Origin of the sequence: Sphingopyxis alaskensis RB2256 (assembly GCF_000013985.1) — a bacterium.
In the GTDB taxonomy this organism is placed as follows: domain Bacteria; phylum Pseudomonadota; class Alphaproteobacteria; order Sphingomonadales; family Sphingomonadaceae; genus Sphingopyxis; species Sphingopyxis alaskensis.
This window is the reverse complement of the sequence record NC_008048.1, coordinates 626,787-653,341: the sequence shown is the minus strand read 5'-3', so window position 1 is coordinate 653,341 and position 26,555 is coordinate 626,787. Positions and strand designations below refer to the sequence as shown.

At 65.2% G+C, this 26,555-nt stretch carries 23 protein-coding genes; 15 read left to right on the top strand and 8 right to left on the bottom strand.

Annotated elements, in window-relative coordinates; all coding sequences use genetic code 11:
- Nucleotides 1-196: 196 nt before the first annotated feature.
- From SALA_RS03210 to SALA_RS03195, 4 genes are all read left to right on the top strand, one after another.
- Entirely contained in the window at nt 197-1,843 is a 1,647-nt protein-coding gene (locus SALA_RS03210; protein WP_011540950.1) for an acetolactate synthase large subunit, read from the top strand.
- Nucleotides 1,844-1,954: 111 nt separating this feature from the next.
- Complete coding sequence (locus SALA_RS03205) at nt 1,955-3,388, top strand: aldehyde dehydrogenase family protein (protein WP_011540949.1); 1,434 nt, start codon at nt 1,955-1,957, stop codon at nt 3,386-3,388.
- Nucleotides 3,389-3,562: 174 nt separating this feature from the next.
- Nucleotides 3,563-4,435 carry a UDP-2,3-diacylglucosamine diphosphatase gene (locus SALA_RS03200; protein ID WP_011540948.1) on the top strand — a complete coding sequence of 291 codons (873 nt, stop codon included), beginning with the start codon at nt 3,563-3,565 and terminating at the stop codon, nt 4,433-4,435.
- Nucleotides 4,432-5,484, top strand: coding sequence for a glycosyltransferase family 4 protein (locus SALA_RS03195; protein ID WP_011540947.1), 1,053 nt, complete (start codon nt 4,432-4,434; stop codon nt 5,482-5,484). Before SALA_RS03200 ends, SALA_RS03195 begins: the two co-directional genes overlap by 4 nt.
- On the opposite strand, the gene SALA_RS03190 is transcribed toward SALA_RS03195, so the two are convergent.
- Nucleotides 5,481-7,886 carry a TonB-dependent receptor plug domain-containing protein gene (locus SALA_RS03190; RefSeq protein WP_011540946.1) on the bottom strand — a complete coding sequence of 802 codons (2,406 nt, stop codon included), beginning with the start codon at nt 7,884-7,886 and terminating at the stop codon, nt 5,481-5,483. The genes SALA_RS03195 and SALA_RS03190 overlap by 4 nt on opposite strands.
- Nucleotides 7,887-8,078: 192 nt before the next feature.
- Between SALA_RS03190 and guaA the strand changes: the two genes are divergently transcribed.
- Nucleotides 8,079-9,665: a glutamine-hydrolyzing GMP synthase gene (gene guaA, locus SALA_RS03185; RefSeq protein ID WP_041383039.1), complete on the top strand. Its 1,587-nt coding sequence runs from the start codon at nt 8,079-8,081 to the stop codon at nt 9,663-9,665.
- 4 nt (nt 9,666-9,669) lie between these two features.
- Here the strand turns inward: guaA and SALA_RS03180 are convergent, their stop codons facing one another.
- Nucleotides 9,670-10,014: a winged helix-turn-helix transcriptional regulator gene (locus SALA_RS03180; protein ID WP_011540944.1), complete on the bottom strand. Its 345-nt coding sequence runs from the start codon at nt 10,012-10,014 to the stop codon at nt 9,670-9,672.
- Between the two features lie 110 nt (nt 10,015-10,124).
- On the opposite strand from SALA_RS03180, the gene SALA_RS03175 reads away from it, so the two are divergent.
- A complete protein-coding gene (locus SALA_RS03175; RefSeq protein WP_011540943.1) occupies nt 10,125-10,829 on the top strand; it encodes a glutathione S-transferase family protein in 705 nt (234 codons plus the stop codon).
- Between the two features lie 53 nt (nt 10,830-10,882).
- Nucleotides 10,883-11,371 carry a GFA family protein gene (locus SALA_RS03170; protein ID WP_011540942.1) on the top strand — a complete coding sequence of 163 codons (489 nt, stop codon included), beginning with the start codon at nt 10,883-10,885 and terminating at the stop codon, nt 11,369-11,371.
- Nucleotides 11,372-11,386: 15 nt separating this feature from the next.
- On the opposite strand, the gene ahpF is transcribed toward SALA_RS03170, so the two are convergent.
- The 3 genes from ahpF to SALA_RS03155 form a co-directional block, all read right to left on the bottom strand.
- Nucleotides 11,387-12,943 carry an alkyl hydroperoxide reductase subunit F gene (gene ahpF / locus SALA_RS03165; protein ID WP_041383621.1) on the bottom strand — a complete coding sequence of 519 codons (1,557 nt, stop codon included), beginning with the start codon at nt 12,941-12,943 and terminating at the stop codon, nt 11,387-11,389.
- Between the two features lie 145 nt (nt 12,944-13,088).
- Complete coding sequence (gene ahpC, locus SALA_RS03160) at nt 13,089-13,652, bottom strand: alkyl hydroperoxide reductase subunit C (protein ID WP_011540940.1); 564 nt, start codon at nt 13,650-13,652, stop codon at nt 13,089-13,091.
- Nucleotides 13,653-13,806: 154 nt separating this feature from the next.
- A complete protein-coding gene (locus SALA_RS03155) occupies nt 13,807-14,100 on the bottom strand; it encodes a hypothetical protein (protein ID WP_011540939.1) in 294 nt (97 codons plus the stop codon).
- A 521-nt stretch (nt 14,101-14,621) separates the two neighbouring features.
- Between SALA_RS03155 and aac(3)-Ii the strand changes: the two genes are divergently transcribed.
- The 4 genes from aac(3)-Ii (at nt 14,622) to SALA_RS03135 (ending at nt 19,234) form a co-directional block, all read left to right on the top strand.
- On the top strand, nt 14,622-15,080 hold the full coding sequence (aac(3)-Ii, locus tag SALA_RS03150) for an aminoglycoside N-acetyltransferase AAC(3)-Ii (protein WP_011540937.1): 459 nt from the start codon (nt 14,622-14,624) through the stop codon (nt 15,078-15,080).
- Nucleotides 15,081-15,138: 58 nt separating this feature from the next.
- Nucleotides 15,139-17,952 (top strand): DNA polymerase I, encoded by a 2,814-nt coding sequence (gene polA / locus SALA_RS03145; RefSeq protein WP_011540936.1) that lies wholly within the window; start codon nt 15,139-15,141, stop codon nt 17,950-17,952.
- Nucleotides 17,949-18,440: a hypothetical protein gene (locus tag SALA_RS03140; protein WP_011540935.1), complete on the top strand. Its 492-nt coding sequence runs from the start codon at nt 17,949-17,951 to the stop codon at nt 18,438-18,440. Before polA ends, SALA_RS03140 begins: the two co-directional genes overlap by 4 nt.
- Before the next feature lie 119 nt (nt 18,441-18,559).
- Nucleotides 18,560-19,234 (top strand): CDP-alcohol phosphatidyltransferase family protein, encoded by a 675-nt coding sequence (locus SALA_RS03135; RefSeq protein WP_011540934.1) that lies wholly within the window; start codon nt 18,560-18,562, stop codon nt 19,232-19,234.
- A 5-nt stretch (nt 19,235-19,239) separates the two neighbouring features.
- On the opposite strand, the gene SALA_RS03130 is transcribed toward SALA_RS03135, so the two are convergent.
- Nucleotides 19,240-20,133, bottom strand: a complete 894-nt coding sequence (locus SALA_RS03130) for a prephenate dehydratase (protein ID WP_011540933.1) — start codon at nt 20,131-20,133, stop codon at nt 19,240-19,242.
- Between the two features lie 181 nt (nt 20,134-20,314).
- On the opposite strand from SALA_RS03130, the gene SALA_RS03125 reads away from it, so the two are divergent.
- Both SALA_RS03125 and SALA_RS03120 read left to right on the top strand, forming a co-directional pair.
- On the top strand, nt 20,315-20,953 hold the full coding sequence (locus tag SALA_RS03125; protein ID WP_011540932.1) for a c-type cytochrome: 639 nt from the start codon (nt 20,315-20,317) through the stop codon (nt 20,951-20,953).
- Nucleotides 20,953-21,396, top strand: coding sequence for a c-type cytochrome (locus SALA_RS03120; protein WP_011540931.1), 444 nt, complete (start codon nt 20,953-20,955; stop codon nt 21,394-21,396). The genes SALA_RS03125 and SALA_RS03120 overlap by 1 nt, the downstream gene beginning before the upstream one ends.
- A 181-nt stretch (nt 21,397-21,577) precedes the next feature.
- On the opposite strand, the gene SALA_RS03115 is transcribed toward SALA_RS03120, so the two are convergent.
- Nucleotides 21,578-22,453, bottom strand: a complete 876-nt coding sequence (locus SALA_RS03115) for an LOG family protein (protein WP_011540930.1) — start codon at nt 22,451-22,453, stop codon at nt 21,578-21,580.
- Between the two features lie 161 nt (nt 22,454-22,614).
- Nucleotides 22,615-23,316 (bottom strand): extensin family protein, encoded by a 702-nt coding sequence (locus tag SALA_RS03110; RefSeq protein WP_011540929.1) that lies wholly within the window; start codon nt 23,314-23,316, stop codon nt 22,615-22,617.
- Between the two features lie 172 nt (nt 23,317-23,488).
- Between SALA_RS03110 and SALA_RS03105 the strand changes: the two genes are divergently transcribed.
- A complete protein-coding gene (locus SALA_RS03105; protein WP_041383620.1) occupies nt 23,489-24,616 on the top strand; it encodes a phosphoserine transaminase in 1,128 nt (375 codons plus the stop codon).
- Nucleotides 24,617-24,759: 143 nt separating this feature from the next.
- Nucleotides 24,760-26,346: a phosphoglycerate dehydrogenase gene (gene serA, locus SALA_RS03100; protein WP_011540927.1), complete on the top strand. Its 1,587-nt coding sequence runs from the start codon at nt 24,760-24,762 to the stop codon at nt 26,344-26,346.
- The last annotated feature ends 209 nt before the right edge of the window (nt 26,347-26,555 follow it).

Below are 26,555 nucleotides of genomic sequence, written 5' to 3'. Positions count from 1 at the left end.
TCTGCGCGAATCTTATCCAATGCGACCGAAGACACCCGGCGTGACAACCCCCTCCCCCCTCGTTACAAATCCTGCGTGAAGCAGCAGGGACTCGCGGGCTTATGACGGGCGCCGCTGCAACGATATGATGCCGAGGGGTCGCCGGCATGATCTGGGGCCGCACCATGATGGTGCGCGGCTTAAGGGGGCGACACGCATGAAAAAAGCATCCGATCTGTTCATCGAATGTCTGGAGGAAGAAGGCGTCGAATATATTTTCGGCGTGCCGGGCGAGGAAAATCTCGATTTCCTCGACAGCCTGTCGCGATCGAAGAAGATCAGGCTGATCCTCACCCGGCACGAACAGGGCGCGGGTTTCATGGCCGCGACCTATGGCCGCCATACGGGCAAGACCGGCGTCTGCCTTGCGACGCTCGGCCCCGGCGCGACCAACTTCGTCACCGCCGCCGCCTATGCGCAGCTGGGCGGGATGCCGATGATGATGATCACGGGGCAAAAGCCGATCAAGAAGTCGAAACAGGGGCGCTTTCAGATCCTCGACGTCGTCGCGATGATGGGGCCGATCACCAAATATACGCACCAGATGGCGTCGTCGGACAATATCCCGAGCCGCGTGCGCGAGGCCTTTCGCCTTGCCGAAGAGGAAAAGCCCGGCGCCGTGCATATCGAGCTGCCCGAGGACATCGCCGACGAACATACCGATTCGACCCCGTTGAAACGCAGCCATTCGCGGCGACCGAACGCCGACAGCAAATCGATCCGCGAAGCGGTGAAGGCGCTCGAAAAGGCGAAATCGCCCGTGCTGGTGATCGGTGCCGGCGCGAACCGCACGATGACGAGCCGGATGCTGCGGCAATTCATCGAAAAGACCGGCATTCCTTTCCTCACGACGCAGCTCGGCAAAGGCGTGATCGACGAGCGACACCCCAGCTTCCTCGGCTGCGCGGCGCTGAGCGCGGGCGATTTCGTCCACCGCGCGGTCGAGGCATCGGACTGCATCGTCAATCTGGGCCACGACGTGATCGAAAAGCCGCCTTTCTTCATGCAGCGCGACGGCCCGACGGTCATCCATGTGTCGACCAAGACCGCCGAAGTCGATCCCGTCTATTTTCCCGACATCGAGGTGATCGGCGACATCGCCAATGCGGTGTGGCAGATGAAGGAGGACATCGTCGTGAGCGGCGGCTGGAAGTTCGACCATCTGCTCGCCTATCGCAAGGCCGAGGTCGCGCACACGGCGCCGCTCGCCAAGGACGAGCGTTTTCCCATCTTTCCGCCCTATCTTGTGCAGCAGATCCGCGACGCGATGCCCGACGACGGGATCATCTGTCTCGACAATGGCGTCTATAAAATCTGGTTCGCGCGCGGCTATACCGCGTGCAAGCCGAACACGGTGCTGCTCGACAATGCGCTCGCGACGATGGGCGCGGGGCTGCCGAGCGCGATGATGTCGGCAATGCTCTATCCCGACCGCAAGGTCATGGCGATCTGCGGCGACGGCGGCTTCATGATGAACAGCCAGGAGATGGAGACCGCGGTGCGCCTCGGCCTCAATCTCACCGTGCTCATCCTCAACGACAACAGCTATGGCATGATCCGCTGGAAACAGGCGAATATGGGGTTCAAGGATTGGGGGCTGACCTATGGCAACCCTGATTTCGTGCGTTATGCCGAAAGCTATGGCGCGAGCGGCCATCGCGTCGAAAGCGCCGCGCATCTCAAAGCACTACTCGCCCATTGCCTCGACACGCCGGGGGTCCATCTGATCGACTGTCCGGTCGATTATTCGGAGAATGACCAGATATTGAACAACGATATCAAACGGCTGTCGAAGGAGCTTTGACCTTTCTCACCCTGCACCCCGGCGGAAGCCGGGGTGCAGAGCGTCCTTGCGCGGCCGTCGCGCGTTCCAGCCCTGGACCCCGGCTTTCGCCGGGGTACGGAGATTTGTAAAATGAAGTTGAAAGACGTCTACCCACTCTACCTCAACAACAAGGCCGCGCAGCCGAACAGCGACCTTGTCGTGACCGACAAGTACACTGGCGAGATCGCCTTCCGCACCGCGCTCGCGACCCCCGACGTGATCGACGAAGCGATTGCGGGCGCGGTGCGCGCCGCCGAGCCGATGGCGCGGCTGGCGGGCTATGAGAAGCGCGACGTGCTCAGCCATTGCGTCGCGCGTTTTCAGGAGCGGTTCGACGAGCTTGCCTATGCGCTCTGCGTCGAGGCGGGCAAGCCCATTGCCGATTCCGAGGGCGAGGTCACGCGCCTGATCGACACCTTCCGCATCGCCGCCGAAGAAGCGACGCGCAATTATGGCGAGGTGCAGCCGCTCGACATTTCGCCGCGCGCCAGGGGCTATATGGGGATGTGGAAGCGCGTGCCGATCGGGCCGTGCAGCTTTATCTCGCCGTTCAACTTCCCGCTGAACCTCGCCGCGCACAAGATCGCGCCCGCGATCGCGATGGGCTGCCCTTTTGTGATGAAGCCCGCGTCGCTGACGCCCTTGGGCGCGATCATCATGGGCGAGGTGCTCGCCGAATGCGACGTCCTGCCCGAAGGTGCGTTCAGCATATTGCCCGCGAGCCGCGACGGCGCCGACCTGTTCACCACCGACGAGCGATTGAAACTGCTCAGCTTCACAGGCTCGCCCGGCGTCGGCTGGGACCTGAAGGCCAAGGCGGGCAAGAAAAAGGTGGTGCTCGAACTCGGCGGCAACGCCGCGGTGGTCGTCGACCGCGACGCCGACCTCGATCATGCGCTCGAACGCATCATCTTCGGCGGCTATTACCAGTCAGGGCAAAGCTGCATCCATGTGCAGCGCGCGATCATCCACGCCGACGTCTACGACCGGTTCCGCGACATGCTCACCGCGCGGGTCAGGACGCTGAAATCGGGCGATCCCAAGCAGCGCGACACCTTCATCGGCCCGATGATCTCGGCCAGGGAAGCGCAGCGGCTGAAGGGCTGGATCGACGATGCGGTCGCGGCGGGCGCCACCTTGCTCGCGGGCGGCGGGTGCGACGGCAATATGCTGGAGGCGACCTTGCTGGAGAATGTGCCCGGCGACAACGACGTGGTGCGCGAAGAAGCCTTCGGTCCCGTCGTCATCCTGTCGAAGTTCACCGACTGGGACGCCGCCCTCGCCGAAGTCAACGACAGCAAGTTCGGGCTCCAGGCCGGCCTCTTCACGCGCGACCTGCACAAGGTGCTGACGGCGTGGGACCATCTCGACGTCGGCGGCATCGTCGTCAACGATGTGTCCTCCTATCGCGTCGACAACATGCCCTATGGCGGGGTGAAAGACAGCGGGCTGGGCCGCGAGGGCGTGCGCTTTGCGATGGAAGACATGAGCGAAATCCGGAATCTGGTCATCCGGAGAACCTGATTGGACCAAACAGCTAGAGCGGCGTGCTGTATATCTGATCCAGCATGTGTCAAATCGGCAACGTCACGAAAGTGACACCGAACTTTCTTCATAGTGTCGCGACTTTGATTCCCCGCATGTAACAAAACTCCTGTCTAGGCCGGGGGCAGCCAAAGGCTGCTTACGGAGTGTGACATGGCATCGATCTCGACCCTGCCGATCCCCGCGCGCTTTGCCGACCCCTTCACGACCGATCCGCATATCCCGGAGCGCGTGATCGGCGAGCGACGGAGCTATCGCACCGTGTGGGTCAGCGACATCCATCTTGGCACGCGCGGCTGCAACGCCGCGATGCTGATCGACTTTTTCGACCATGTCGATTGCGAGACGCTGTATCTGGTGGGAGACATCATCGACGGCTGGCGTTTGAAGAAGCGCCATTTCTGGCCGCCCGAGCATAATGACGTCGTGTGGCGCGTGCTCAAGCGTGCGAAGCGCGGCACGCGCGTCGTCTATGTCCCCGGCAACCATGACGAGATGGTGCGTCCCTTCGACGGCTTCGATTTCGGCGGCGTCGAAATCCGCCGCGAGGCGATCCACGAAACCGCCGACGGCCGCAAGCTGCTGATCGTCCATGGCGACGAGTTTGACGCGGTGATGCTCGCGCACCGCTGGCTCGCCTTCGTCGGCGACGCTGCCTACACCGCGCTGATGAAGTGCAATATCGTGGTCAACTGGGTCCGCCACAAGCTTGGCCTGCCCTATTGGTCGCTGTCGATGGTCGCCAAGCACAAGGTCAAGAACGCCGTCCAGTTCATCGGTCGCTACGAGGAGGTCGTCGCCCATGCCGCGCGCGCGCGCGGGGTCGACGGAGTGGTGTGCGGCCATATCCACAGCGCCGAGATGCGCGAGATCGAGGGCACCGGATATTATAACGATGGCGACTGGGTCGAAGGCTGCACCGCGCTTGTCGAACATCATGACGGCACCATGGAAATCCTGCATTGGGCGAAGGAAGTCGCCGCGCGCAACGCGCCGACCCAGTTGATGCTGCCCGCCGCCGCATGAGGATATTGATCGTCACCGATGCGTGGGAGCCGCAGGTCAACGGGGTCGTCCGCACCCTGCAGGCGACAATTGCCGAGCTGCGCGCCGCGGGGCATGAGGTCGGCGTCATCTCGCCCGACCTGTTCCGGTCGATCCCCTGCCCCTCCTATGGCGAAATCCGCCTTGCCTTTGCCGGGCGGCGCGCGGTGGGGCGCCGAATCCGCGCCTTTGCGCCGCAGGCGATCCATATCTCGACCGAAGGGCCGCTGGGGCTCGCGGCGCGGCGCTGGTGCCTCGATAAGGGCTTTCCCTTCACCACCGCCTATCACACCCGCTTTCCCGAATATGTCGCGGCGCGCCTGCCCGTGTCGCCCGCCCTTGTCTGGCGCTTCATCCGCTGGTTCCACCGCCCGGCGCGGCACATCATGGTCGCGACGCGCAGCCTGGCGCGCGAACTCGCCGATCGGGGCCTTGCCCAAACGATGATGTGGGAACGCGGCGTCGATCATGCGCTCTTCCGACCCGACCGTGCTGCGCACCCCGCCTTTGACGGGCTGGCGCGCCCGATCCAGCTTTATGTCGGCCGCGTGGCGGTCGAGAAGAATATCGGCGCATTCCTCGACTGCGACCGCCCCGGCACGAAAGTCGTCGTCGGCGACGGTCCCGCGCTCGCCGACCTCAAGGCCCGCCATCCCGACGCGCTGTTCCTCGGCAAGCTTGGCGGCGAGACGCTCGCTTCGGCCTATGCGGGTGCCGATGTGTTCGTCTTTCCAAGTCGCACCGACACCTTCGGCCTTGTCGTGATCGAAGCCCTGAGCTGCGGCACGCCGGTTGCCGCCTATCCGGTGCCGGGACCGGGCGACATTGTGACCGACGGCGCCGGCGCGCTCGACGAAGACCTGGGCCGCGCAATCGACCGCGCGCTGGCCTGCGACCGCAGCGATGCCGCCGCGCTCGGCGCGCGATACAGCTGGGCGGGATGCACCGCGCAGTTCGCGCGCGCGCTGTCCTTCGTTCCCGCCGACTCCGTGTCGGAGACCGCGATCGGGACGGCAGGCGTCGCAGCCTAGAAAGTCTTGCGCCACTCCAGCTCGATATAGCGGCCCAGGGGGTCGATATATCCTGGCTGATAGTTCAGCGGCACCACCCCATTCGCGTCGGTGATCTTGCGCTGGGCGTCGAAGACGTTGTCGATGGCGAGGCGGAGGCGCGAGCCTTTGAGGAAGGGGAGTGCGCCGGTCAGCCTGGGCTGCTGGTCGAGGTTGACGAAAAAACGCAGGTCGAAGGTTGCGAGGTCGCCGAAGTCAAGGTCGCCCGCACTGCCGCCCGTGACCGTGCTGCCGCTGTCATATTTCGCGCTCAAACGCACGCCCATCCCCTTGTAGAAGACGCCGCCGTCGAGTTCGACGAGATGACGGTTCGATCCGCCGCCGCTGCCCGTCGCCGAACCATCGAGCAGGTCGAGTTCGGGAACACCGGGACGGATGAGCACCGTGTCAGTGAGCTTGATCGTGTGGTAGAGCGACACCTGCCAGCGACCGCCCTGCGGCCCACCGCCGAACATGCGGCCGAGACCACCGCGTCCACCCCCGCCCGCCCGCGGCCCGCCGCGCGGCGCCCCGGCGCCGGGAGCGCCGCCCTCGCGGCGCGGCCCGGCGCGCTGCTCCTCCTGCCCGAAGCTCTTGCCGAAATTGAGGCCCCAACGGATCTGCGAGTTTTCGGCGCGGTCGAAATTGACCGGTCGCTGGTCGAGCGCGACGAGCACACCGTTGGCATCGCGCGTGACGCGGTCGGGGAAGGCCGCCTCGATCTCGGGCGTGAGCAGCGGAAAGCTGTTCGCCGTGTCATGGCTTTTGTTCCGGTTGTAATTGACCGACAGGTTGAGCCCGTCGATCATCGGCGGCGACCAGTTGAGCCCCAGCTTGAGGTCGCGGCGCTGTTCGGCAAGCAGCAAGGGATTGCCGCCGGTCGTCGTCGTGATCTGAACCGTCTGGCCGGTGGCAAAGTCGTAATAGGTCACCGCGGGCGTCACCAGCGGCGCGGCGCCAAGCTGCTGGATCCCCGGCGCGGCCTCGTCGCTGTTGAAGCTGGCGATCAGCGACAGGCTGTCGGTGACGCCCCAGTTGAGGTTCGCACCCCAGCTTTTGAGTGCGGCGAAATCGCTGGGATTCTGAACCTGTCCGCTGAGCGTCAGCGACAGCGTGCCGATCTTGCCGACCGCATAATCGGGGTCGAGCAGCGGCACGGTCAAGGAGCCGAACACGCCGGGAAGGTCGCGCGACAGGTCGGTGGTGGTCACGCCGTCGGCGCGCTGCGACCGGCTGTCGAAGCGCAAGCCCGAATAGCTGCCGGTCATCGACAGGCGGATCGGCCCCGCCCAGCCTTCGGTCACCGTGCCCGACAGATTGGCGTTGCCGCCAAATGTCTGCTGGCTGCTGTCGAAACGGTCGACCGAGCCGTCGATGCGGTCGGTAAAGGTCCGCTGATCGGCGTCGGCATAATTGCCGGTGACCGACCAGCGCCAGTCGCCGAGCATCCCGTTGACGCTCGCGGTCGACGTGAGGTTGCGCGCGCGGCTGTCGCGTGTGAGCGGATCGCCGACGCCGCCGGGACCGGGGCCGAGCAGCGACAGCGTGTCGGTCTGGTCGAGCCGCAGGTTGATCGACGCATCGGTGACCTTGTTCAGGCTGCGCTGGACCGTCGCGTCGATGCGATATTCGTCGGATGCGCCGAGCAGGCTGCGCGCGGGCGCTTCGGCCGCCTGCGCCGGATCGTCATAAACAAGGTCGCGTTCGCTTTCGCGCAGCATCGACTTGCTTTCCCAGCCGGCATTGATGTTGATCCGGCCCCTTTCGGTGATCGCGAGGAAACTCGGCTCGACCTCGCTCTGAAAACGTCCGCCCTGCGTCGGGATGCCGCCTTCGGCCTCGATCGAGACCTGCCGGAAATCGGGCTTGAGCACCAGATTGACGACGCGCTCGTCGGCCGAATAGCCATATTGCAGCGCGACCTCTTCGGGAAACACCTCGACCTTGGCGATCGCCTCGGGCGGCAGGTTGCGCACTTCGCCGAACCCGCCGATGCGACGGCCGTTGATGAGGATGATCGGCCGCCCGCTACCGCGCCCGCGGCCCGATCGCGTCTGCGGCGCCAGCGCTTCGAGCAGTTCGGACACGTTCGAGACGCCATAGCTCGCGATCGCGGCTTCATCGAGTTCGGCTTCGGCCTTGATGTCCGTGTCGAGCTGCCCGGAAAGGCGCGGCGCCGTGACGACAATCGCACCATCGGCATAATCGTCATAGGCATTCTCGACCGCTTCGGATGCCGGGGGCGCCTGATCGGCGGGCTGGTCGACCAGCGCGGCAACCGCTTGCGGGCCGACCTGCGCCGCCGCGGCAACGGGCAGTGCGACGCCGGCGCTCGCCGCAAGCAGCACGGTTCGAGCGGAAAGGAAGGAGCGATTGTCGTTCATCGGGGGGAAGCCTTGTTCTTTTGTCTTGATTTTTTCTTTGCATGGCAGGGCTTAACGCCCGCTGACGCCCTGCTTGTCGCGGCGTTCACCTATGTCGCAATTGTCGCAACAATGTGTCGGGGACACGGCCGTTCGACGAGCAGCCCATATCGACCGCTGGACAGCATGGCCCGGCTTCCTTATCGGCCAGCCATGCCGACTCCCGACCCCTCCGCCGCCCCTGAATCGATCCTGATCATCGACTTCGGATCGCAAGTCACCCAGCTCATCGCCCGTCGCGTCCGCGAGGCGGGCGTGTATAGCGAGATTGTCCCGTTCAGCGCCGCCGAGGCGGCGCTCGCACGGATGCGGCCCAAGGGGGTGATCCTGTCAGGATCGCCCGCGTCGGTTCCCGCCGAGGGCAGCCCGCGCGCACCCCGGTCGATCTTTGACAGCGGCCTGCCGATCCTGGGCATCTGTTACGGCCAGCAGGTGATGAGCCAGCAGCTCGGCGGAAAAGTCGAACCCGGCGGCATCGATGGCGAACGCGACGGCGAATTCGGCCGCGCCTTCCTGACCGTCACCGAACCCTGCGTGCTGTTCGATGGGCTGTGGCAGGTCGGCGAACGGCATCAGGTGTGGATGAGCCACGGCGACCGCGTGACCCGGTTCGCGCCGGGTTTCCGTATCGTGGCAGTCAGCGACGGCGCGCCTTTCGCAGTCATCGCGAATGACGAGCGCCGCTATTATGGTACCCAATTCCACCCCGAAGTCGTCCATACCCCCGACGGCGCGAAGCTGATCGCCAATTTCGTGCGCCACGTCTGCGGGTGCAGCGGCGACTGGACGATGGCCGAGTTTCGCACCACCAAGATCGCCGAAATCCGCGCACAGGTCGGCGACCAGCGCGTGCTGTGCGGCCTGTCGGGCGGGGTCGACAGCGCGGTCGCCGCGGTGCTGATCCACGAAGCGATCGGCGAACAGCTGACCTGCGTTTTCGTCGACCACGGCCTCTTGCGCATGAACGAGCGCGAACAGGTCGAACGCCTGTTCCGCGACCATTACAACATCCCGCTGGTCGTCGTCGACGCCGAGGAGCGCTTCATGGCGGGGCTTGCGGGCATCACCGACCCCGAACAGAAGCGCAAGTTCATCGGCGCCGAGTTCATCAATGTGTTCGAGGAAGAGGCCAGGAAGATCGGCGGCGCCGATTTCCTCGCGCAAGGCACGCTCTATCCCGATGTGATCGAGAGCGTCAGCTTCACCGGCGGGCCGAGCGTCACGATCAAGAGTCATCACAATGTCGGCGGCCTGCCCGAACGCATGAACATGAAGCTCGTCGAGCCGCTGCGCGAGCTGTTCAAGGACGAGGTCCGCCTGCTCGGCAAGGAGCTGGGCCTGCCCGACATTTTTGTCGGCCGCCACCCCTTCCCCGGCCCCGGCCTCGCGATCCGCATTCCAGGCGAAGTCAGCAAAGAGCGCTGCGACATCCTCCGCAAGGCCGATGCGGTCTATCTCGAGGAAATCCGCAACGCCGGGCTGTACGATGCGATCTGGCAGGCGTTTGCGGTGCTCCTGCCGGTCAAGACGGTCGGCGTGATGGGCGACGGGCGCACTTACGACCATGTCTGCGCGCTGCGCGCCGTGACCTCGACCGATGGCATGACCGCCGACATCTATCCCTTCGACGCCAGCTTCCTGAGCCGCTGCGCGACGCGCATCATCAACGAGGTGCAGGGCATCAACCGGGTGGTGTATGATTATACGTCGAAGCCGCCGGGGACGATCGAGTGGGAGTGACGCGCTAGTCCGCGGCGACCACGGTCGCGTCCGCTGGTGCGGCAACCATCGAACCCCACCAGTCGCCAAGCGCGTCGATCAGCGGCACCAGCCTTTCGCCATCCTCGGTCAGGCCATATTCGACGCGGCGCGGATAGCCGTCGAAGTCAGTGCGGCGAACGATCCCCGCATCCTCGAGCTTGCGCAGTTCGAGCGTCAGCATCTTGTGCGAGATCGTCGGATTGTCGCGTTGCAGGTCGCTGAACCGCTTGGTCCCGTCGCTGAGATAATAGATCAGCAGGCTGGGCCAGCGGCCGCCCAGTAGCTGCATCACCTCCTCGATCGGACAGCGTGAAACCAGCTCTTTCATCATCGCCCTCATGGTTACAAAAAGGTGCGTAATTTACGCGGCGAACGGACGCCCTATATCCGAAATCGCTGCGCAGCTCCCCCTCCTTTACAGGACGATGGAGCAATATCTTGGAACCGATCCTTATCTATGGCTTCCCGCTGGGAAGCTCCATGGGGCTTGTCGCCGCGCTCGAGTGGCTGGGCAAACCCTATCGCCTGTGCCGCGTCGACATGCTCGGCGAAATGCGCGAGCCCGCCTATGCCCGCATCAACGCGCGGCACGAGACGCCCGCGCTGATTACCGACCAGGGCCGCGTGCTGACCGAAACGATGGCGATCGCCAGCTGGCTGGCGGTGCGCGACGACGAGAGGCGGATCAGCCCCGATCCGCTGTCGCCCGAGGCCGACCGGATGCGGCAGATCATGGCGTTCATCAACACCGGCTTCACCGGCGCCTTCAGCCCGTTATGGGCGGCAATGGAGATGGACCCGCCGCGTCCAGCGTTGCAGGCATCATTGCGCGAATTCGGCAGGGAAGCGGTGATCGAACGCCACGACAAGCTGGAAGCCATGGCCGGTGATGGTCCCTATCTGGTCGGCGACCGGCCGACGCTGGCCGACGCACTGTTCGTCGGGGTGGCGCGCTGGCTGGATTTTCATGAGGTGGCGCCGCCGACCCGCTGGCCGAAGCTCGCCGCGCTGCGCGCGCGGCTGGAGGCCGATCCGGCGGTCGTCCATGCCACCGCGCTGGAAAGCGGCGAAAGCGCCGCAGGCGGCGGACTGTGCCGCGGACATCTGCCGCTGGCGGAAGTGATCGCGCGCTTCGGGACGTGACGCCATGCGGCGGCGCGGTTGCGAGGCCGCGCCGCCGCTGATAGCTTTCGGTCATGGAACGGATCGAAACCGAAGCATCGGGCGGGTGCCAGTGCGGCGCGGTGCGCTATCATGTCAGTGCGGTGCTCGACACGTCGCACATCTGCCATTGCCGGATGTGCCAGAAGGCGGCGGGCAATTTCTTCATCGCGCTGATCGGCGTGCCGCGCGACGCGATTCGCTGGACGCGCGGAAGCCCGGCAACATTCAACAGTTCGGACAAGGCGGCGCGCGGTTTCTGCCGCGACTGTGGAACGCCGCTCAGCTATGATTATTTCGACAGCAAGCATATCAACCTGACGACGGGGTCGTTCGACGATCCATCGCAGTTCCCACCGCGCTTCCAGTTCGGTCTCGAAGGGCAGATGCCCTGGTTCGCGGAGCTTTCGATCCCGGCCGAAGGGACGACCGAAGAGACGATGGCGGCCTATGTCGGCGCGATCAAGGCGAGCAACCATCAGCACCCCGACCACGACACGGACGTCTGGCCGGAGGGGCGGTAGGTCGCGTGCGCGGCGTCAGGCGCCCGCGCGAATCAGATGGTCGAAGGCCGAGAGCGACGCCTTTGACCCCTCGCCCATCGCGATGACGATCTGCTTGTAGGGCACCGTCGTCACGTCACCCGCGGCGAAAATGCCGGGCTGGCTGGTCGCGCCGCGCGCGTCGACCTCGATCTCGCCGCGACCGCTGAGCGCCACCGCATCGCCGAGCCATTCGGTGTTGGGGACAAGGCCGATCTGGACGAAAATGCCTTCGAGTTCGATCAGATGCTCCTCGTCCGTGCCGCGGTCGCGATAGCGCAGCCCGACGACCTTTTCGCCATTGCCGAGCACTTCGGTGGTGAGCGCCGACGTAATGACGGTGACATTGGGCAGGCTGCCGAGCTTCGTCTGAAGCACCGCGTCAGCGCGAAGCTGGCTGTCGAACTCGATCAAGGTCACATGCGCGACCAGCCCGGCCAGATCGATCGCCGCCTCGACCCCCGAATTGCCGCCGCCGATCACCGCGACGCGCTTGCCCTTGAACAGCGGACCGTCGCAATGCGGGCAATAGGCGACGCCCCTGCCCCGATATTCGGCCTCGCCGGGGACGCCCATCTGGCGCCAGCGCGCGCCGGTCGACAGGATGACGGTCTTCCCCTTGACGCTCGCGCCGCTTTTCAGCTTCACCTCGTGCAGGCCGTTCGCGCCGCCGGGGATCAGCGCGGCGGCTTCCTGCGCGTTCATCACATCGACGTCATAATCCTTGACATGCGCTTCGAGTTGCGCGGCGAGCTTCGGGCCTTCGGTGTGCTGGACCGAGACGAAATTGTCGATCCCCAGCGTGTCGAGCAGCTGCCCGCCGAAACGTTCGGCGACGATGCCGGTGCGGATGCCCTTGCGCGCCGCATAAATCGCCGCCGCAGCGCCGCCGGGTCCGCCGCCGACGACGAGCACGTCGAACGGCTCCTTCGCGGCGATCTTTCCGGCCGCGCGGGCGACGGCACCGGCGTCGAGTTTCGCGACGATCTGCGCGAGGTCCATGCGCCCCTGCCCGAAAGGTTCGCCGTTCAGGAACACCGCGGGCACCGCCATCACCTGACGCCGTTCGACCTCGTCCTGGAACAGCGCGCCGTCGATCGCGGTGTGGCGGATATTCGGATTGAGCGCCGCCATGATGTTGAGCGCCTGCACGACGTCGGGGCAATTCTGGCACGACAGCGAAAAGAAGGTTTCGAAGGTGAAATCGCCCTCCAGCGCACGCACCGCGTCGAGCAGTTCGGCGTCTTCCTTCGGCGGGTGGCCGCCGACATGCAGCAGCGCGAGGATCAGCGACGTAAACTCATGCCCCATCGGCAGGCCGGCGAACACGGCTTCGGCTTTGCCCTCATCGCCGCGAATCGCGAAGGACGGACGACGTACGTCGTCGCCGTCGAAGCGCGCGGTGATGCGGTCCGACTGCGCCGCGACCTCTTCGACAAGCGCGCGCATCTCGACCGACTTGGGCGAGGCATCGAGGCTCGCGACCAGCTCGATCGGGTGGCGGAGGTTGCCGAGATAGGTTTTGAGCTGGGCGGTCGTGTTGGGGTCGAGCATCGGCATGGGGAGAATCCTGAAGGCAATAGGAGTTGTGCATCCCCGCGAAAGCGGGGATCCATCACCTGCCGGTGCGATTTGCTCCGTCCGGAGATGGGCCCCCGCCTTCGCGGGGGCACACCATTTTGTCCCGGCTTGCGCCGGCTTAGATCTTGCCGACGAGTTCGATCGAGGGAGCGAGCGTTTCGGCGCCCTCTTCCCACTTCGCCGGGCAGACCTGGCCGGGGTTGGCGCGGACATGGATCGCAGCCTTGATCTTGCGGACCAGTTCCCCTGCATTGCGGCCGACGCCTTCGCAGGTGATTTCCATCACCTGAATCACTCCGTCGGGATCGACAACGAAGGTCGCGCGGTCGGCAAGGCCCGAATCTTCGCGCAGCACGCCGAAATTATTGGCGAGGACATGGTTCTGGTCACCCAGCATGTGATAGGCGATCTTGCCGATCGCCGGTGAACTGTCGTGCCAAGCCTTGTGGCTGAAATGCGTGTCGGTCGAAACGGCATAGACTTCGACGCCAAGGCTCTGGAGCGTTTCATACTGGTCGGCGAGGTCTTCGAGCTCGGTCGGGCAGACGAAGGTGAAGTCGGCCGGATAGAAGAAGAACACCGCCCATTTGCCCTTCACATCGGCGTCCGTCACGGGGACGAACTTGCCCTGATGGTAAGAGGTGGCGCTGAACGGCTTGATCGAACTTCCGATGATACCCATGGGAGAGTGTTTCCTTTATCTGCTGCTGTTTGCTGCACTGCAAAATGATTTGCAGGGGCCAGCTATGCCGAGCGGCCGCAGCACTCAACCCCAAATTTCCGGGCACACTTATCGAAACAATCGATCAAAGCGGCGGATTGATGTAAATCGGCGATCAGCGACCGACCCGCGTCGCGTCCGCCATAAGGTCGATCACTTCGGCGTCGAAGCTGTCGGGCGCGCCGGGGGTGATCTTGCGAAACCGGCGCGCGCAATAGGCGGCACGCGGGCCAAGATCGGGCACATCGCGGAAGTTCAGCGCGGTTCCCGCCTGCCCACCGGCAAGGTCGGGCATATCGACCAGCACCGCGCGAACCGTAAGGACCGCTCCGGGCCGGACCTCCGGCGGATAGCGCTCGTGTCGGCTGATGCACAGCGCCAGGTCATCCACTCGCCAATCGTCCATCATTATCGACCCTCCCGCAGCATTCACCAGGGTGGTTGGGCCAGAATTATCACAGAATGACCGGCCGCGCGACGCCATTTGGCCGCTGGCCAAGGTGCGCCGCGCCGACTAGGGTCAGGACCCATTGATTACCCGTTCGAGGTTTGAGGCGATTTTGCTCAGGGCGAGGAGGAAAGGCGCAGGAATATGGATATATTTCAAGACTTTTCGACGCTGCCATGGGCAAAATCGGTCAAATCCCGAAGGGACGCCGAAATGGCTTCAATCTCGGACCTTCGCGGCCTTGCGGGTAGCGATGCTACCCGCTGCACCCGCCAAGGCCCGATATCTTCGCCATTTCGACGCCTCGAACGGGGAATTAATGGGTCCTGACCCTAGGGGCAGGCGGTGTTCGGACGGCCAACGGAGCGCAGCATGACCCCCACCGCAAAAATCCTTCTCCCGGGCTCGGGCGGGTTGGGTCGCGAGTTCGTGATTTCGGCCAGGCGGCTCGGCTGGCAGGGCGTCGAGCGGTGGCGCGCGCGATGATCGTCCGCCGCCTCGGCCCCGGCGACATCGCCGCAGTGCGCGCGCTGAACGCGGTCTATGGCGCCGCCTTCGACGACCCCGAAACCTATCGCGCCGACCGTCCCGACGACGCATGGCTGGCGCGCCAGCTTGGCCGCGAGGGGGTGATCGTGCTGGTCGCCGAACTGGACGGCAACATCGTCGGCGGCCTCACCGCCTATGAGCTACCGAAGCTTGAGGCGGCGCGCAGCGAAATCTATCTCTATGACCTCGCGGTCGATGCCGCGCACCGCCGCTGCGGTATCGCCACCGCGCTGATCGGGGAGCTTCAACATATCGCCGCCGAAACCGGCGCCTGGGCGGTGTTCGTCCAGGCCGACCATGGCGACGACCCCGCGGTTGCGTTATACACCGGGCTCGGCGCGCGCGAGGATGTGATGCATTTCGACCTGCCCCCGCGACCGCGCGGCGCATAGGAAGAAAGCGGAACCATCGCGCTAGGCCGCCCCCTTTCCCCCTGCTACACCGCCCGCCATGTCCGAGAAGAATCACCTCTATCTGGTCGATGGCTCCAGCTATATCTTTCGCGCCTATCACCGCCTGCCGCCGCTGACCAACCCCAGGGGCGTGCCGGTCGGTGCGGTTTACGGCTACACCACGATGCTGTGGAAGCTCGCGAAGGATCTGCACGACGCGGACGGGCCGACGCACCTTGCGGTGATCCTCGACCATTCGAGCGAGTCGTTCCGCAACGAGATTTACGACCAGTATAAGGCGAACCGCCCCGACCCGCCCGAGGATCTGGTCCCGCAATTCCCGCTGATCCGCGACGCGACGCGCGCTTTCTCCCTGCCGTGCATCGAGATGGAGGGGTTCGAGGCCGACGATCTGATTGCGAGCTATACCGAAGCTGCGGTGCGCGAAGGGTGGGACGTCACCATCGTGTCGTCGGACAAGGATCTGATGCAATTGATCCGCGAGCCCGCAGGCGGCCCGCATGTCGACATGCTCGACACGATGAAGAATGTCCGGCTGGGGATCGACGCGGTGAACGAGAAGTTCGGCGTCACCCCCGATCTGGTCGGCGACGTGCTCGCGCTGATGGGCGACAGCGTCGACAATGTTCCCGGCGTGCGCGGCGTGGGGCCGAAGACCGCGACGAAGCTGATCCAGGAATATGGCAGCCTGACCGCCGCGCTCGACGGCGCCGAAACGATGAAGCCCGGCAAGCTGCGCGAGAATCTGATCGAACATCGTGCGATGGCGGAGCTTTCGCGCATCCTGGTCGACCTCAAGCGCGATTGTCCGCTGCCGGACCCGCTCGACGCGCTCAAGCTTGGCGCGATCCCGCCCGAACCGCTCAAGCTGTTCCTCGACGAACATGGTTTCCGTTCGCTGTCGGCGAAGCTCGATCTCGGCACCGCGCCCGCGGGGCCGCCGACGCTGCCGCGTGCGGGGGCAGCGCCCGTGACGCCCGCTGCCGATGCGCCTTCGACCCCGACATTGCCGTCGATGCCGCCGATCGACCGCGCGCGCTATGAAACGGTGACGACGATCGAGGCGCTCGACCGCTGGATCGCCGACGCGCGCGCGGCGCATGTCGTCGCGGTCGACACCGAGACCGCGAGCCTGGACAGCGTTACCGGGCGGCTCGTCGGGGTGAGCCTGTCGACCGGGGCGGGCAAGGCCTGTTACATTCCGCTCGGTCACGGCGGCACCGACATGTTCGCCGAAAAGCCCGAACAGATCGCGATGGGCGACGCGCTGGAGCGCCTCGGCGCGCTGTTTGCCGACGATGCGGTGCTCAAGGTCGGGCACAACCTCAAATATGACATTGGCGTGCTCGCGCAGCACGGGGTCACCGTCGCGCCCTATGACGACACGCTGCTGATGAGCTTTGCGCTCGACGCGGGCAAGCACCAGCACGGGCTCGACGAGCTTGCCAAGCTGCACCTCGACCATGTCTGCCTGTCGTTCAAGGACGTGTGCGGCACTGGCAAGTCGCAGATCAGCTTCGCCGAAGTGCAACTCGACCGCGCGACCGAATATGCCGCCGAAGATGCCGAGGTCGCGTGGCGGCTGTGGAAGCTGCTCAAGCTCCGCCTGCCGCTCGAAGGCGGGACGCGCGTCTACGAGATGGTCGACAGGCCGCTGGCCGCGGTCGTCGAGGGCATGGAACGCGCCGGCATCATGGTCGACCGCGACTATCTGGCCAAGCTGTCGGGCGAGTTTGCGAACGAGATGCTGCGCATCGAGGGCGAAATCCACGCCCTCGCAGGTCAGCCCTTTGCGATCGGCAGCCCCAGGCAGCTCGGCGAAATCCTGTTCGACAAGATGGGCCTCAAGGGCGGGCGCAAGGGCAAGTCGGGCGACTGGTCGACCGACCAGAATGAGCTGGAACGGCTCGAACGCGACGGCGTACCGATTGCGCGCAAAATCCTCGAATGGCGCCAGCTCGCCAAGCTGAAATCGACCTATACCGACGCCTTGCAGGAACAGGTGAACGCCACGACCGGGCGCGTCCACACCAGCTACAGTCTCGTCGGCGCGCAGACGGGGCGACTGTCATCGACCGATCCGAACCTTCAGAATATCCCGATCCGCACCGAAGTCGGGCGGCAGATCCGCGACGCCTTCATCGCCGCGCCGGGCCATGTGCTGATTGCCGCCGACTATAGCCAGATCGAATTGCGGCTCGCGGCGCATATGGCCGATGTCCCCGAGCTGAAAGAGGCCTTCGCCCGCGGCGACGACATTCACGCCGCGACCGCGATCGAGCTGTTCGGCGAGGTCAACCGCGACACGCGCGGCAAGGCGAAGACGGTCAATTTCTCGATCCTCTATGGCATTTCGCGCTGGGGTCTCGCCGGACGGCTCGAAATCACCCCCGACGAGGCGCAGGCGCTCATCAGCCGCTATTTCGAGCGCTTCCCCGGCATCTCGGACTATATCAGCGACACGCTCGAAACCGCGCGCGCGCGCGGCTATACCGAGACCTTGTTCGGCCGGAAGACCTGGTTCCCGCGCATCAAGGCGGCGAACCAGAACGAGCGCGCGGGAAGCGAGCGCGCCGCGATCAACGCGCCGATCCAGGGCACGAGCGCCGACCTGATCAAGCGCGCGATGGCGCGGATGCCGGGCGCGCTTGCGGATGCGGGCCTCGCGGATGTCAAGATGCTGCTTCAGGTCCATGACGAACTGGTGTTCGAGGCGCCCGAGGACAAGGCCGCAGCGGCGGGCGAGGTGATCCGCGCGGTGATGATGGGCGCCGCCGAGCCGGCGCTCAAACTCTCGGTCCCGCTGGAGGTCGAGATCGGCACAGGTAAGAGCTGGGGCGACGCGCATTGATCGCTGCCCTGCTGTTCGCCGCGGCGCTGACCGCCGATCCCGCTGCGACGCCGTCGGAAGCCCCGGTCGCGCACCCCGCGCCGGTTGCCGATACCGACCTGCGCGAATTTGCCGCGATCGCGGGGCGCAAGGTCGCGGGACGACCGGTCGGGGGGCCCTGGCCGACCGCCGACAAGGTGCTGCTCATCGCGCGCGACGACAAGGGGTATCCGGTGGTCGCCGCCAGCCTGGGCTTTCCCGTGCGCCAGTCGCTCCCCGCGCCGCCCGACGGGACGCTGGCGGTGGTGCGGCTGCACCAGCGGTCCGAAACGATTGTGCCCGGCCCGACCGCCGACGACCTGGCCTTCGTCGCCGCCAACAAGCTGCCCCTGTTCGTCATCGGCGAATGGGCGCGCCCGGCGCCGATGTGGGAGGTCGCATGGGTCGATGGCGCGGTGCGCTTCCGCACGATCGGCGAGGTCGGTGAAATCGGTCCCTGGCGCGACTGATTGCTGCCCAGGTGCGGCGCGGCGAACGCGCTGCCCTTTCGCATTTGCGACTTTGCTTCTATGACGGCTCGATGACATCCGGCTGGCGCTTTTGTGACAGACGGCAGCAGAGGGCCCGCATGAGCAAATATGAACCCGTCGCCAAGGCGCCGGTCCGCATCCAGCAGAATATCCTCGCGCGCGGCGAGCGCCGCCTGCTCAACTGGCTGTGCGCGCGGCTGCCCGCGTGGGTGACGCCCGACCAGCTCACCGCGCTCGGCTTTGCAGGCGCGGTGCTCGTCGCCGCGGGGTATCTGCTCAGCTGGTTCGACAGCGAATGGCTGGGGCTGTGCCTTGTCGGCTATATCGTCAACTGGTTCGGCGATTCGCTCGACGGCAGCCTGGCGCGCTGGCGGGGGATCGAGCGGCCGAATTATGGTTATTTCGTCGATCACAGCGTCGATGCGATCGCGACCTTCCTGATGATCAGCGCGATCGGCATGAGCCCCTATATGCGGCTCGACGTCGCGCTGATGGGCGTGATCGGCTATTTCCTGCTGTCGATCCACACCTTCATTTCGGCGAAGATTCTGGGCGAGTTCCGCCTGTCCTATATGGCGGGCGGGCCGACCGAACTGCGGCTGATGCTGATGGCGATGACCGCGCTCATGCCCGTCGTCGGCGGCGCCGACGTTGCCGGAACCAATTTTTCGGCGTTCGACCTGTTCGCGCTCGTCGTCGCGAGCATCCTCGTCACGCTGTTTGTCGTCCAGACGTCGATGACCGCGCGGATGCTGCGCCGCCGCGGCAACTGAAAGGCTCAGGGACGCGGGCGCGCCTGCGGATAAGTGCCGAGCAGGCGCAGCGACTTGGTCTGGAAATCCAGCTCCTCCAGCGCGCGGTCGACACGTTCGTCGCCCGGCGCGCCGACGATGTCGGCGTAAAATTTGGTCGCGGCAAAGCTGCCGCCCGTCTGATAGCTTTCGAGCTTGGTCATGTTGACGCCGTTGGTCGCAAAGCCGCCGAGCGCCTTGTAGAGCGCAGCGGGGATATTCTTCACCTCGAACATGAAGGTCGTCATCACCGGCCCTTCGACTGCCGAAAGATCGCGCAAGGGCTCGCGCGCGAGCACGACGAAGCGCGTCATATTATGATCGGCGTCCTCCATTCCCGTGCCGTGCAGCGTCAGGCCATAGAGGTCGGCGGCGTGCGGCGGCGCCAGTGCGGCGAGCCCGACCTCGTCGCTGTCGGCAACCCAGGCGGCGGCGCCCGCGGTGTCGCTGTGCGCGACGGGCGCGATATTATTGGCGCGCAACCATTTGCGGCACTGGCCGAGCGCCTGTTCGTGGCTCATCGCGCGCGTCACCGGTCCCAGATTGCGGCTCATCAACCCATAGCGGATCGGCAGGAAATGTTCGCCGACAATCGACAGGCCGGATTCGGGGAGCAGGAAATGAATGTCGGCGACCCGGCCATGCAGGCTGTTCTCGATCGGAATGATCGCGCGGTCGACCAGGCCTTCGCGCACCGCATCGATCGCATCCTCGAAGGCATAGCAGGGCAGCGGCAGCGAGTTCGGGTCATATTCGCGCGCGGCGAGGTCGCTGTTCGCGCCAGGCGCGCCCTGGAACGCCAGCCCGCGCGCGGGTTCGGCCAGGGCCAGCGCCCGCATTTTGTCGACCAGATGCTGCGCCGAAGCCGAATAACTGCCCATGACTGCCTTCCCACGCTGGAACCGCGGCGCATAGCGACACCGCCGCCAGCGCGCAACCAGCCGCGGCGGCGACCCGTCCGCCGATTTCATCCCCTTGCGCCGCCGCCGCCGCGCCAGTAAGGGAGCCTCCAAATCACAAAGGCGCTCCCACACGAGCGCCAGCTAACGGGGCTGTTAGAGCATGGACAATCGCAACAATACCATTGCCGGCTGGGTGCTGTTCGCCGGCATATGCGCGCTGGGCCTGACCATCGGGTCGAGCATGTTGTTCGCGACCCACGCCCCCGAAAAGCCCGGATATCCGATCGAAGACGCCGAAGCCGGTGCAGGCGGCGGCGAATCGGCGGTGCCGCTCGCCAACCTGCTCGCAGCCGCCGACCCCGCGAAGGGCGAAGCGGTATTCGCGAAATGCGCGGCATGCCACACGATCAACGCGGGCGGAGCCAACGGCATCGGTCCCAATCTTTACGGCGCGCTGGGCAAGGCGCATGGCCATGTTCCCGGCTTTGCCTATTCGGAGGCGCTGAAGAGCGTTCCCGGAAACTGGGACTTCGCGAGCATGGACGAATGGCTGAAAAGCCCGCGTAAATATGCGCCGGGCACCAAGATGTCCTTTGCCGGCCTGAGCAGCCCCGAAGATCGCGCGAACCTGATCGTCTATATGAACACGCAGGGATCGAACCTGCCGCTGCCGCCGGTCGAAGAGGTCGCGACCGCCGATGCCGCAGCGGGCGCTGCCGAAGGCGCTGCACCGGCTGCAGAAGGCGCGGCCGCCCCGGCGGCCGAAGGCGCCGCCGCCCCGGCCGAAGCCACGAAATAATGCGCACCGCGCCCGTCCTGCTGGCGGGCGCGCTGCTGCTCGCCGGCTGCGGCAAGAGCGACGCGCCGCCGACCGACGACCCGGTGGCCGACAGCCCGGCGACGGGCGAGTCGGCGACCGACGCGCCCGCGGTCGAACCGACTGCGGCGATGGGCGAGCAAATCTTCCGCCGCTGCGTCGCCTGTCACACCGTCGACAAGGGCGGGCGCCACGGTATCGGCCCGAATCTGCACGGCATCGTCGGTGCCCCCGTCGCGGCAAAGGCAGGCTTTTCCTATTCAGGCGCGATGAAGGCCAAGGGTGGCGTGTGGGACGAAGCCGCGCTCGACGCCTATCTCAAAGCGCCGATGAAGGACGTCCCCGGCACGCGCATGGCCTTTGCGGGGGTGGTCGACGCCACCGACCGCAAGGCGCTGATCCTGTATCTGCAAGCGCAGAAATAGTCCCATCCCCCTTGATGGGGAAGGATATGCAGCTTTGTATCGCGACAGCCGGCCAGGCGACGTTGGATGGGGGTGACGGCGCGTCCCCGCGCCATCGAGTAAGGCATAGCCCGCCCCACCGCTGCGCCCCGGACTGGATCCGGGGCTCGCTGCCTCCCCCATCAGGGGGAGGGATTCAAAATCAATGCTGCTCTTCGATATTCGCGTAGAAATCCTGAATGATCTTCCACGCTTCGTCGGCGGTCTCGACGAACTGGAAGAGGCCGAGGTCACGCGCGCTGACGACGCCTTCCTCGACCAGCGCTTCGAAATTGACGACGCGCTGCCAGAACTCCTTGCCGAACAGCACGATCGGGATCGGCTTGATCTTGCCCGTCTGGATGAGCGTGAGCAGCTCGAACATCTCGTCGAACGTCCCGAAGCCGCCGGGAAAAACGCACACGGCGCGCGCGCGAAGCAGGAAGTGCATCTTGCGCAGCGCGAAATAGTGGAACTGGAAACTCAGCGACGGGGTGACGAAGCGGTTGGGGGCCTGTTCATGGGGAAGCACGATGTTGAGCCCGATCGATTCGCGGCCCTCGTCGGCGGCGCCGCGGTTCGCTGCCTCCATGATCGACGGCCCGCCGCCCGAACAGACAACGAAGTGGCGGCAACCCTTGTCGTCGCACGGATATTGGCTCGCGAGCCGCGCCAGCGCGCGCGCTTCGTCATAATATTTGGCCTTGGCCTTCAGGCGGCGGGCGATGTTGCGCGTCGCATCGTCGGTCGCCGCGGCCTCGAGTGCGTCGGCCTCTCCGGGTTCGGGAATGCGCGCCGAACCATAGACGACGAGCGTCGATTCGATTCCCGCCTCGTCGAGCAGGAGTTCGGGCTTGAGCAATTCGAGCTGGAAACGGACAGGGCGCAAATCTTCGCGCAGCAGGAAATCATTGTCCTGGAATGCAAGCCGATATGCGGGGTGCGCGGTCTGCGGGGTGGTGGTCGCCTGCTGGGCGAATTGCGCGTCGTCCTTCGCCTTGTGGAAACGCGAACGATGGGGTTGTTTATCTTCTGCCATTAGCGAGCGGCTATACGCTTCGCATGACTTTGCCAAGTCAGCCGCGCACCATTCTCATCGCCGTCATTGCGACGAGCCGCAGGCGACACGGCAATCGCCCGCGCGCAGGAAGCGCGACGCCGATCGCTGGAGATTGCTTCGCTGCGCTCGCGATGACGACGCTAACGGCAATAGCCGTTGCCGCTCATATCGAAGTGGAAATGATCGTGATGGGCCGCGTTGTAATCGGGGCCAAGCACGGTGCCGAAGCGGCGGCACGCCGATTTGTGGAGCGCGCGAAGGAAATCCTGCGACGCCAGATCGCCCTTCCACCCGCCGTCGAGCAGGATGCGGCGCCCATCGGCGAGGACGAAACCCGACACGTCGATCGCGTTCGAATAGGCGTGCTGTGACAACCGCCCGGACCGGCCGCCATAGATGTTGCGGCAGCTGTAGGTGCCGAAGGTTTCGATCTTTACAACTTCGGTCCCGAAATAGCGGCGCGCGGCGGGTTTCACGGCAAATTGCGCCCAGGCCGAAAAATTGCGCGCGAGCGGGCAGGTCATCGGCCCCAGACCCGACACGGGAACGCCGACGTCGAGCAGCTTCACCGAATCGATCGACGTGCAGCCGCCGCCATGATCCTGATTGGGAAGCGGGGTGAAGCGCACCCCGGCCTGCTGAAGGTCGAACGCGCATTGCTGGGCTTCGGCACTGGTGAACGACGGAGTACCGACCGGTTGCGGACGGGTCGGCTTGCTGGCCGCGGGCCGGTTTCCGCTGTCTTTCTTCATCACGTCGGGCGCGCCAAAACAGGCGGATAGCGCGAGCGCGGCGGTGACGGCGAGGAGCGTCCGGGGTTTCAGAATCGGCGCGAACAACATGGGTGTCAAAATACCGACGAAATGGTGAACAGTCCGTATACCTCTCGCTCCGCTCGTCGAAAATTTCGCGCTGTCGGCGCAATTTGTTTGACACTTGCGCGGTCCACCCTAAACGCGGCGCCGGGCCACGCGGTCCCAACGCCGCGCGCGCTCTCTGCAAGGAGAGACTATGATGAGTGAAGTGACGACGCCGGAGGTGCGCCCGCAGCGCCCCTATTTTTCTTCCGGACCCTGCGCCAAGCCGCCGGTCTGGTCCCCCGACAAACTGGCCACCGAATCGCTGGGCCGATCACACCGTGCAAAGATCGGCAAGACGCGCCTCGCATACTGCATCGACCTGATGCGCGAGATGCTCCAGCTGCCCGACACGCACCGCATCGGCATCGTTCCGGGCAGCGACACCGGCGCCTTTGAAATGGCGATGTGGACGATGCTGGGCGCGCGTCCGGTGACGGCGCTGGCGTGGGAAAGCTTTGGCGAGGGCTGGGTCACCGATGCCGCCAAGCAGCTCAGGCTCGACCCGACGATCATCCGCGCCGATTATGGCCAGCTCCCCGACCTCACGCAAGTCGACTGGTCGAACGACGTCCTGTTCACCTGGAACGGCACCACCAGCGGTGTGCGCGTACCGAACGGCGACTGGATCGCCGACGACCGCGCCGGCCTCAGTTTCGCCGACGCGACCAGCGCCGTGTTCGCCTATGACCTGCCGTGGGACAAGATCGACGTTGCGACCTTCAGCTGGCAGAAAGTGCTCGGCGGCGAAGGCGGCCATGGCGTACTGATCCTCGGCCCGCGCGCGGTCGAACGGCTCGAAACCCATACCCCCGCCTGGCCGCTGCCCAAAGTGTTCCGCCTGATGTCGAAGGGCGCGCTCGCCGAAGGCGTGTTCAAGGGCGAGACGATCAACACCCCGTCGATGCTCGCGGTCGAGGACGCGATCTTCGCGCTCGAATGGGCGAAGTCCCTGGGCGGGCTCGATGGCCTCAAGGCGCGCAGCGATGCGAATGCCGCGGCGCTCGACAAGATCGTCGAAGAACGCGACTGGCTCAGTCATCTCGCCGCCGATCCCGCCAGCCGGTCGAAAACCTCGGTCTGCCTGTCGGTCGCCGGAGCGGACGCGGATTTCATCAAGACGTTCGCGGGGCTGCTCGAGAAGGAAGGCGCGGCCTACGACATCGCGGGCTACCGCGATGCGCCGCCGGGCTTGCGCATCTGGTGCGGCGCCACTGTCGACACTGCCGACATCGAAGCGCTCGGGCCATGGCTCGACTGGGCTTACGTCTCGCTCAAGAGCTGACCTAATAGCCCTCTCCCCTTCAGGGGAGAGGGTTGGGAGAGGGGAATGCCCCCCCCGCTCTCACTTCTTTTCAACCACATAGGGCCGGTGAAGGCTTCCCCCTCTCCCCGGCCCTCTCCCCTGAAGGGGAGAGGGAGTAGACAATGACCCAACCCAAAGTCCTTATCAGCGACAAGATGGACCCCAAGGCCGCCGCAATCTTCAAGGAACGCGGTATCCGCGTCGACGAAATCACCGGCAAAACCAGGGACGAGCTGATCGCGATGATCGGCGACTACGACGGCCTTGCGATCCGGTCCGCCACGAAAGTCACCGCCGACGTCCTTGCCGCCGCGACAAAGCTGAAGGTCGTCGGCCGGGCCGGGATCGGCGTCGACAATATCGACATTCCGGAGGCGTCGAAAAAGGGCGTCGTCGTGATGAACACGCCCTTCGGCAATTCGATCACCACCGCCGAACATGCGATCGCGATGATGTTCGCTCTCGCGCGCCAGATTCCCGAAGCCAATGCGCTGACGCAGGCGGGCAAATGGCCGAAGAACGACTTCATGGGCGTCGAGCTGACGTCGAAGACGCTCGGCCTGATCGGCTGCGGCAACATCGGCAGCATCGTCGCCGAACGCGCGCTCGGCCTCAAGATGAAGGTTGTCGCCTTCGACCCCTTCCTGACCCCCGAACGCGCGATCGAGCTGGGCGTCGAGAAGGTCGACCTCGACACTTTGCTCGCGCGCGCCGACTTCATCACGCTGCACACGCCGCTGACCGATCAGACGCGCAATGTGCTGTCGAAGGAAAATCTCGCCAAAACCAGGAAGGGCGTGCGGATCATCAATTGCGCGCGCGGCGGGCTGATCGACGAAGCGGCGCTGAAGGACGCGCTCGACAGCGGCCATGTCGCCGGCGCGGCGCTCGACGTGTTCGCGGTCGAGCCACCGCCGGCGGACCATCCGCTGTTCAACACCCCCAATTTCATCTGCACCCCGCATCTTGGCGCGTCGACCGACGAGGCGCAGGTCAATGTCGCGATCCAGGTCGCCGAACAGATCAGCGATTATCTGCTCACCGGCGGCATAACCAATGCGCTGAACGTCCCCAGCCTGTCGGCCGAGGAAGCGCCGAAGCTGCGCCCCTATATGAGCCTCGCCGAAAAGCTCGGCAGCCTCGTCGGCCAGCTTGCGCACGACAATCTGACGCACATCTCGGTCGAGGTCGAGGGTGCAGCGGCCGAACTCAACCTGAAACCGATCGTCGCTGCGGTGCTCACCGGGCTGATGCGCCGCTATTCGGACAGCGTGAACATGGTCAACGCGCCGCATCTCGCGCGCGAACGCGGCCTCGATGTGCGCGAAGTGCGCCACGACCGCGAAGGCGATTATCACACGCTCGTCCGCGTGACCGTGGCGACCGAGGCGGGCGACCGTTCGGTGGCGGGCACGCTGTTCGGCAACAACGAGCCGCGCCTCGTCGAAATGTTCGGCATCAAGGTCGAAGCCGACCTCGACGGCGACATGCTCTATATCGTCAACGAGGACGCGCCGGGCTTCATCGGCCGCATCGGCAGCACGCTGGGCGACGCCGGACTCAACATCGGCACCTTCCACCTCGGCCGCCGCGCCGCGGGCGGCGAAGCGGTGCTGCTGCTCAGCCTCGATTCGCCGATGCCCGAACCGCTGTTGTGGCAAGTTTGCCAGCTTCCCGGCGTGAAGATGGTGAAGGGTCTGAAGTTCTGACGCATCACAACCTTCTCCCATTGGGAGAAGGATACGCAGCCTTGCCGCGAAGCGGCTAGGCGGAGTTGGATGAGGGGTTGTGCCTTATCGTCGATGCACAGCCCCTCACCACTGCGACTAGGCGGCAAGCCACCAAGTCTCGTTGCCTCTCCCGACGGGAGAGGATTAGCGATGCTTCCAATTGAGACTCACAGCCACTAAGGCCACCC

Coding starts and splice junctions, on each gene's coding strand:
- SALA_RS03170 (WP_011540942.1), top strand. CDS start 10,883: ATGGAACGGATCGAAACCGAAGCATCGGGCGGGTGCCAGTGCGGCGCG.
- SALA_RS03130 (WP_011540933.1), bottom strand. CDS start 20,133: ATGGGCAGTTATTCGGCTTCGGCGCAGCATCTGGTCGACAAAATGCGG.
- SALA_RS03200 (WP_011540948.1), top strand. CDS start 3,563: ATGGCATCGATCTCGACCCTGCCGATCCCCGCGCGCTTTGCCGACCCC.
- SALA_RS03195 (WP_011540947.1), top strand. CDS start 4,432: ATGAGGATATTGATCGTCACCGATGCGTGGGAGCCGCAGGTCAACGGG.
- ahpF (WP_041383621.1), bottom strand. CDS start 12,943: ATGCTCGACCCCAACACGACCGCCCAGCTCAAAACCTATCTCGGCAAC.
- serA (WP_011540927.1), top strand. CDS start 24,760: ATGACCCAACCCAAAGTCCTTATCAGCGACAAGATGGACCCCAAGGCC.
- polA (WP_011540936.1), top strand. CDS start 15,139: ATGTCCGAGAAGAATCACCTCTATCTGGTCGATGGCTCCAGCTATATC.
- SALA_RS03190 (WP_011540946.1), bottom strand. CDS start 7,886: ATGAACGACAATCGCTCCTTCCTTTCCGCTCGAACCGTGCTGCTTGCG.
- SALA_RS03210 (WP_011540950.1), top strand. CDS start 197: ATGAAAAAAGCATCCGATCTGTTCATCGAATGTCTGGAGGAAGAAGGC.
- SALA_RS03135 (WP_011540934.1), top strand. CDS start 18,560: ATGAGCAAATATGAACCCGTCGCCAAGGCGCCGGTCCGCATCCAGCAG.
- guaA (WP_041383039.1), top strand. CDS start 8,079: ATGCCGACTCCCGACCCCTCCGCCGCCCCTGAATCGATCCTGATCATC.
- SALA_RS03155 (WP_011540939.1), bottom strand. CDS start 14,100: ATGATGGACGATTGGCGAGTGGATGACCTGGCGCTGTGCATCAGCCGA.
- SALA_RS03115 (WP_011540930.1), bottom strand. CDS start 22,453: ATGGCAGAAGATAAACAACCCCATCGTTCGCGTTTCCACAAGGCGAAG.
- SALA_RS03110 (WP_011540929.1), bottom strand. CDS start 23,316: ATGTTGTTCGCGCCGATTCTGAAACCCCGGACGCTCCTCGCCGTCACC.
- SALA_RS03105 (WP_041383620.1), top strand. CDS start 23,489: ATGAGTGAAGTGACGACGCCGGAGGTGCGCCCGCAGCGCCCCTATTTT.
- SALA_RS03180 (WP_011540944.1), bottom strand. CDS start 10,014: ATGAAAGAGCTGGTTTCACGCTGTCCGATCGAGGAGGTGATGCAGCTA.
- SALA_RS03120 (WP_011540931.1), top strand. CDS start 20,953: ATGCGCACCGCGCCCGTCCTGCTGGCGGGCGCGCTGCTGCTCGCCGGC.
- SALA_RS03205 (WP_011540949.1), top strand. CDS start 1,955: ATGAAGTTGAAAGACGTCTACCCACTCTACCTCAACAACAAGGCCGCG.
- SALA_RS03125 (WP_011540932.1), top strand. CDS start 20,315: ATGGACAATCGCAACAATACCATTGCCGGCTGGGTGCTGTTCGCCGGC.
- ahpC (WP_011540940.1), bottom strand. CDS start 13,652: ATGGGTATCATCGGAAGTTCGATCAAGCCGTTCAGCGCCACCTCTTAC.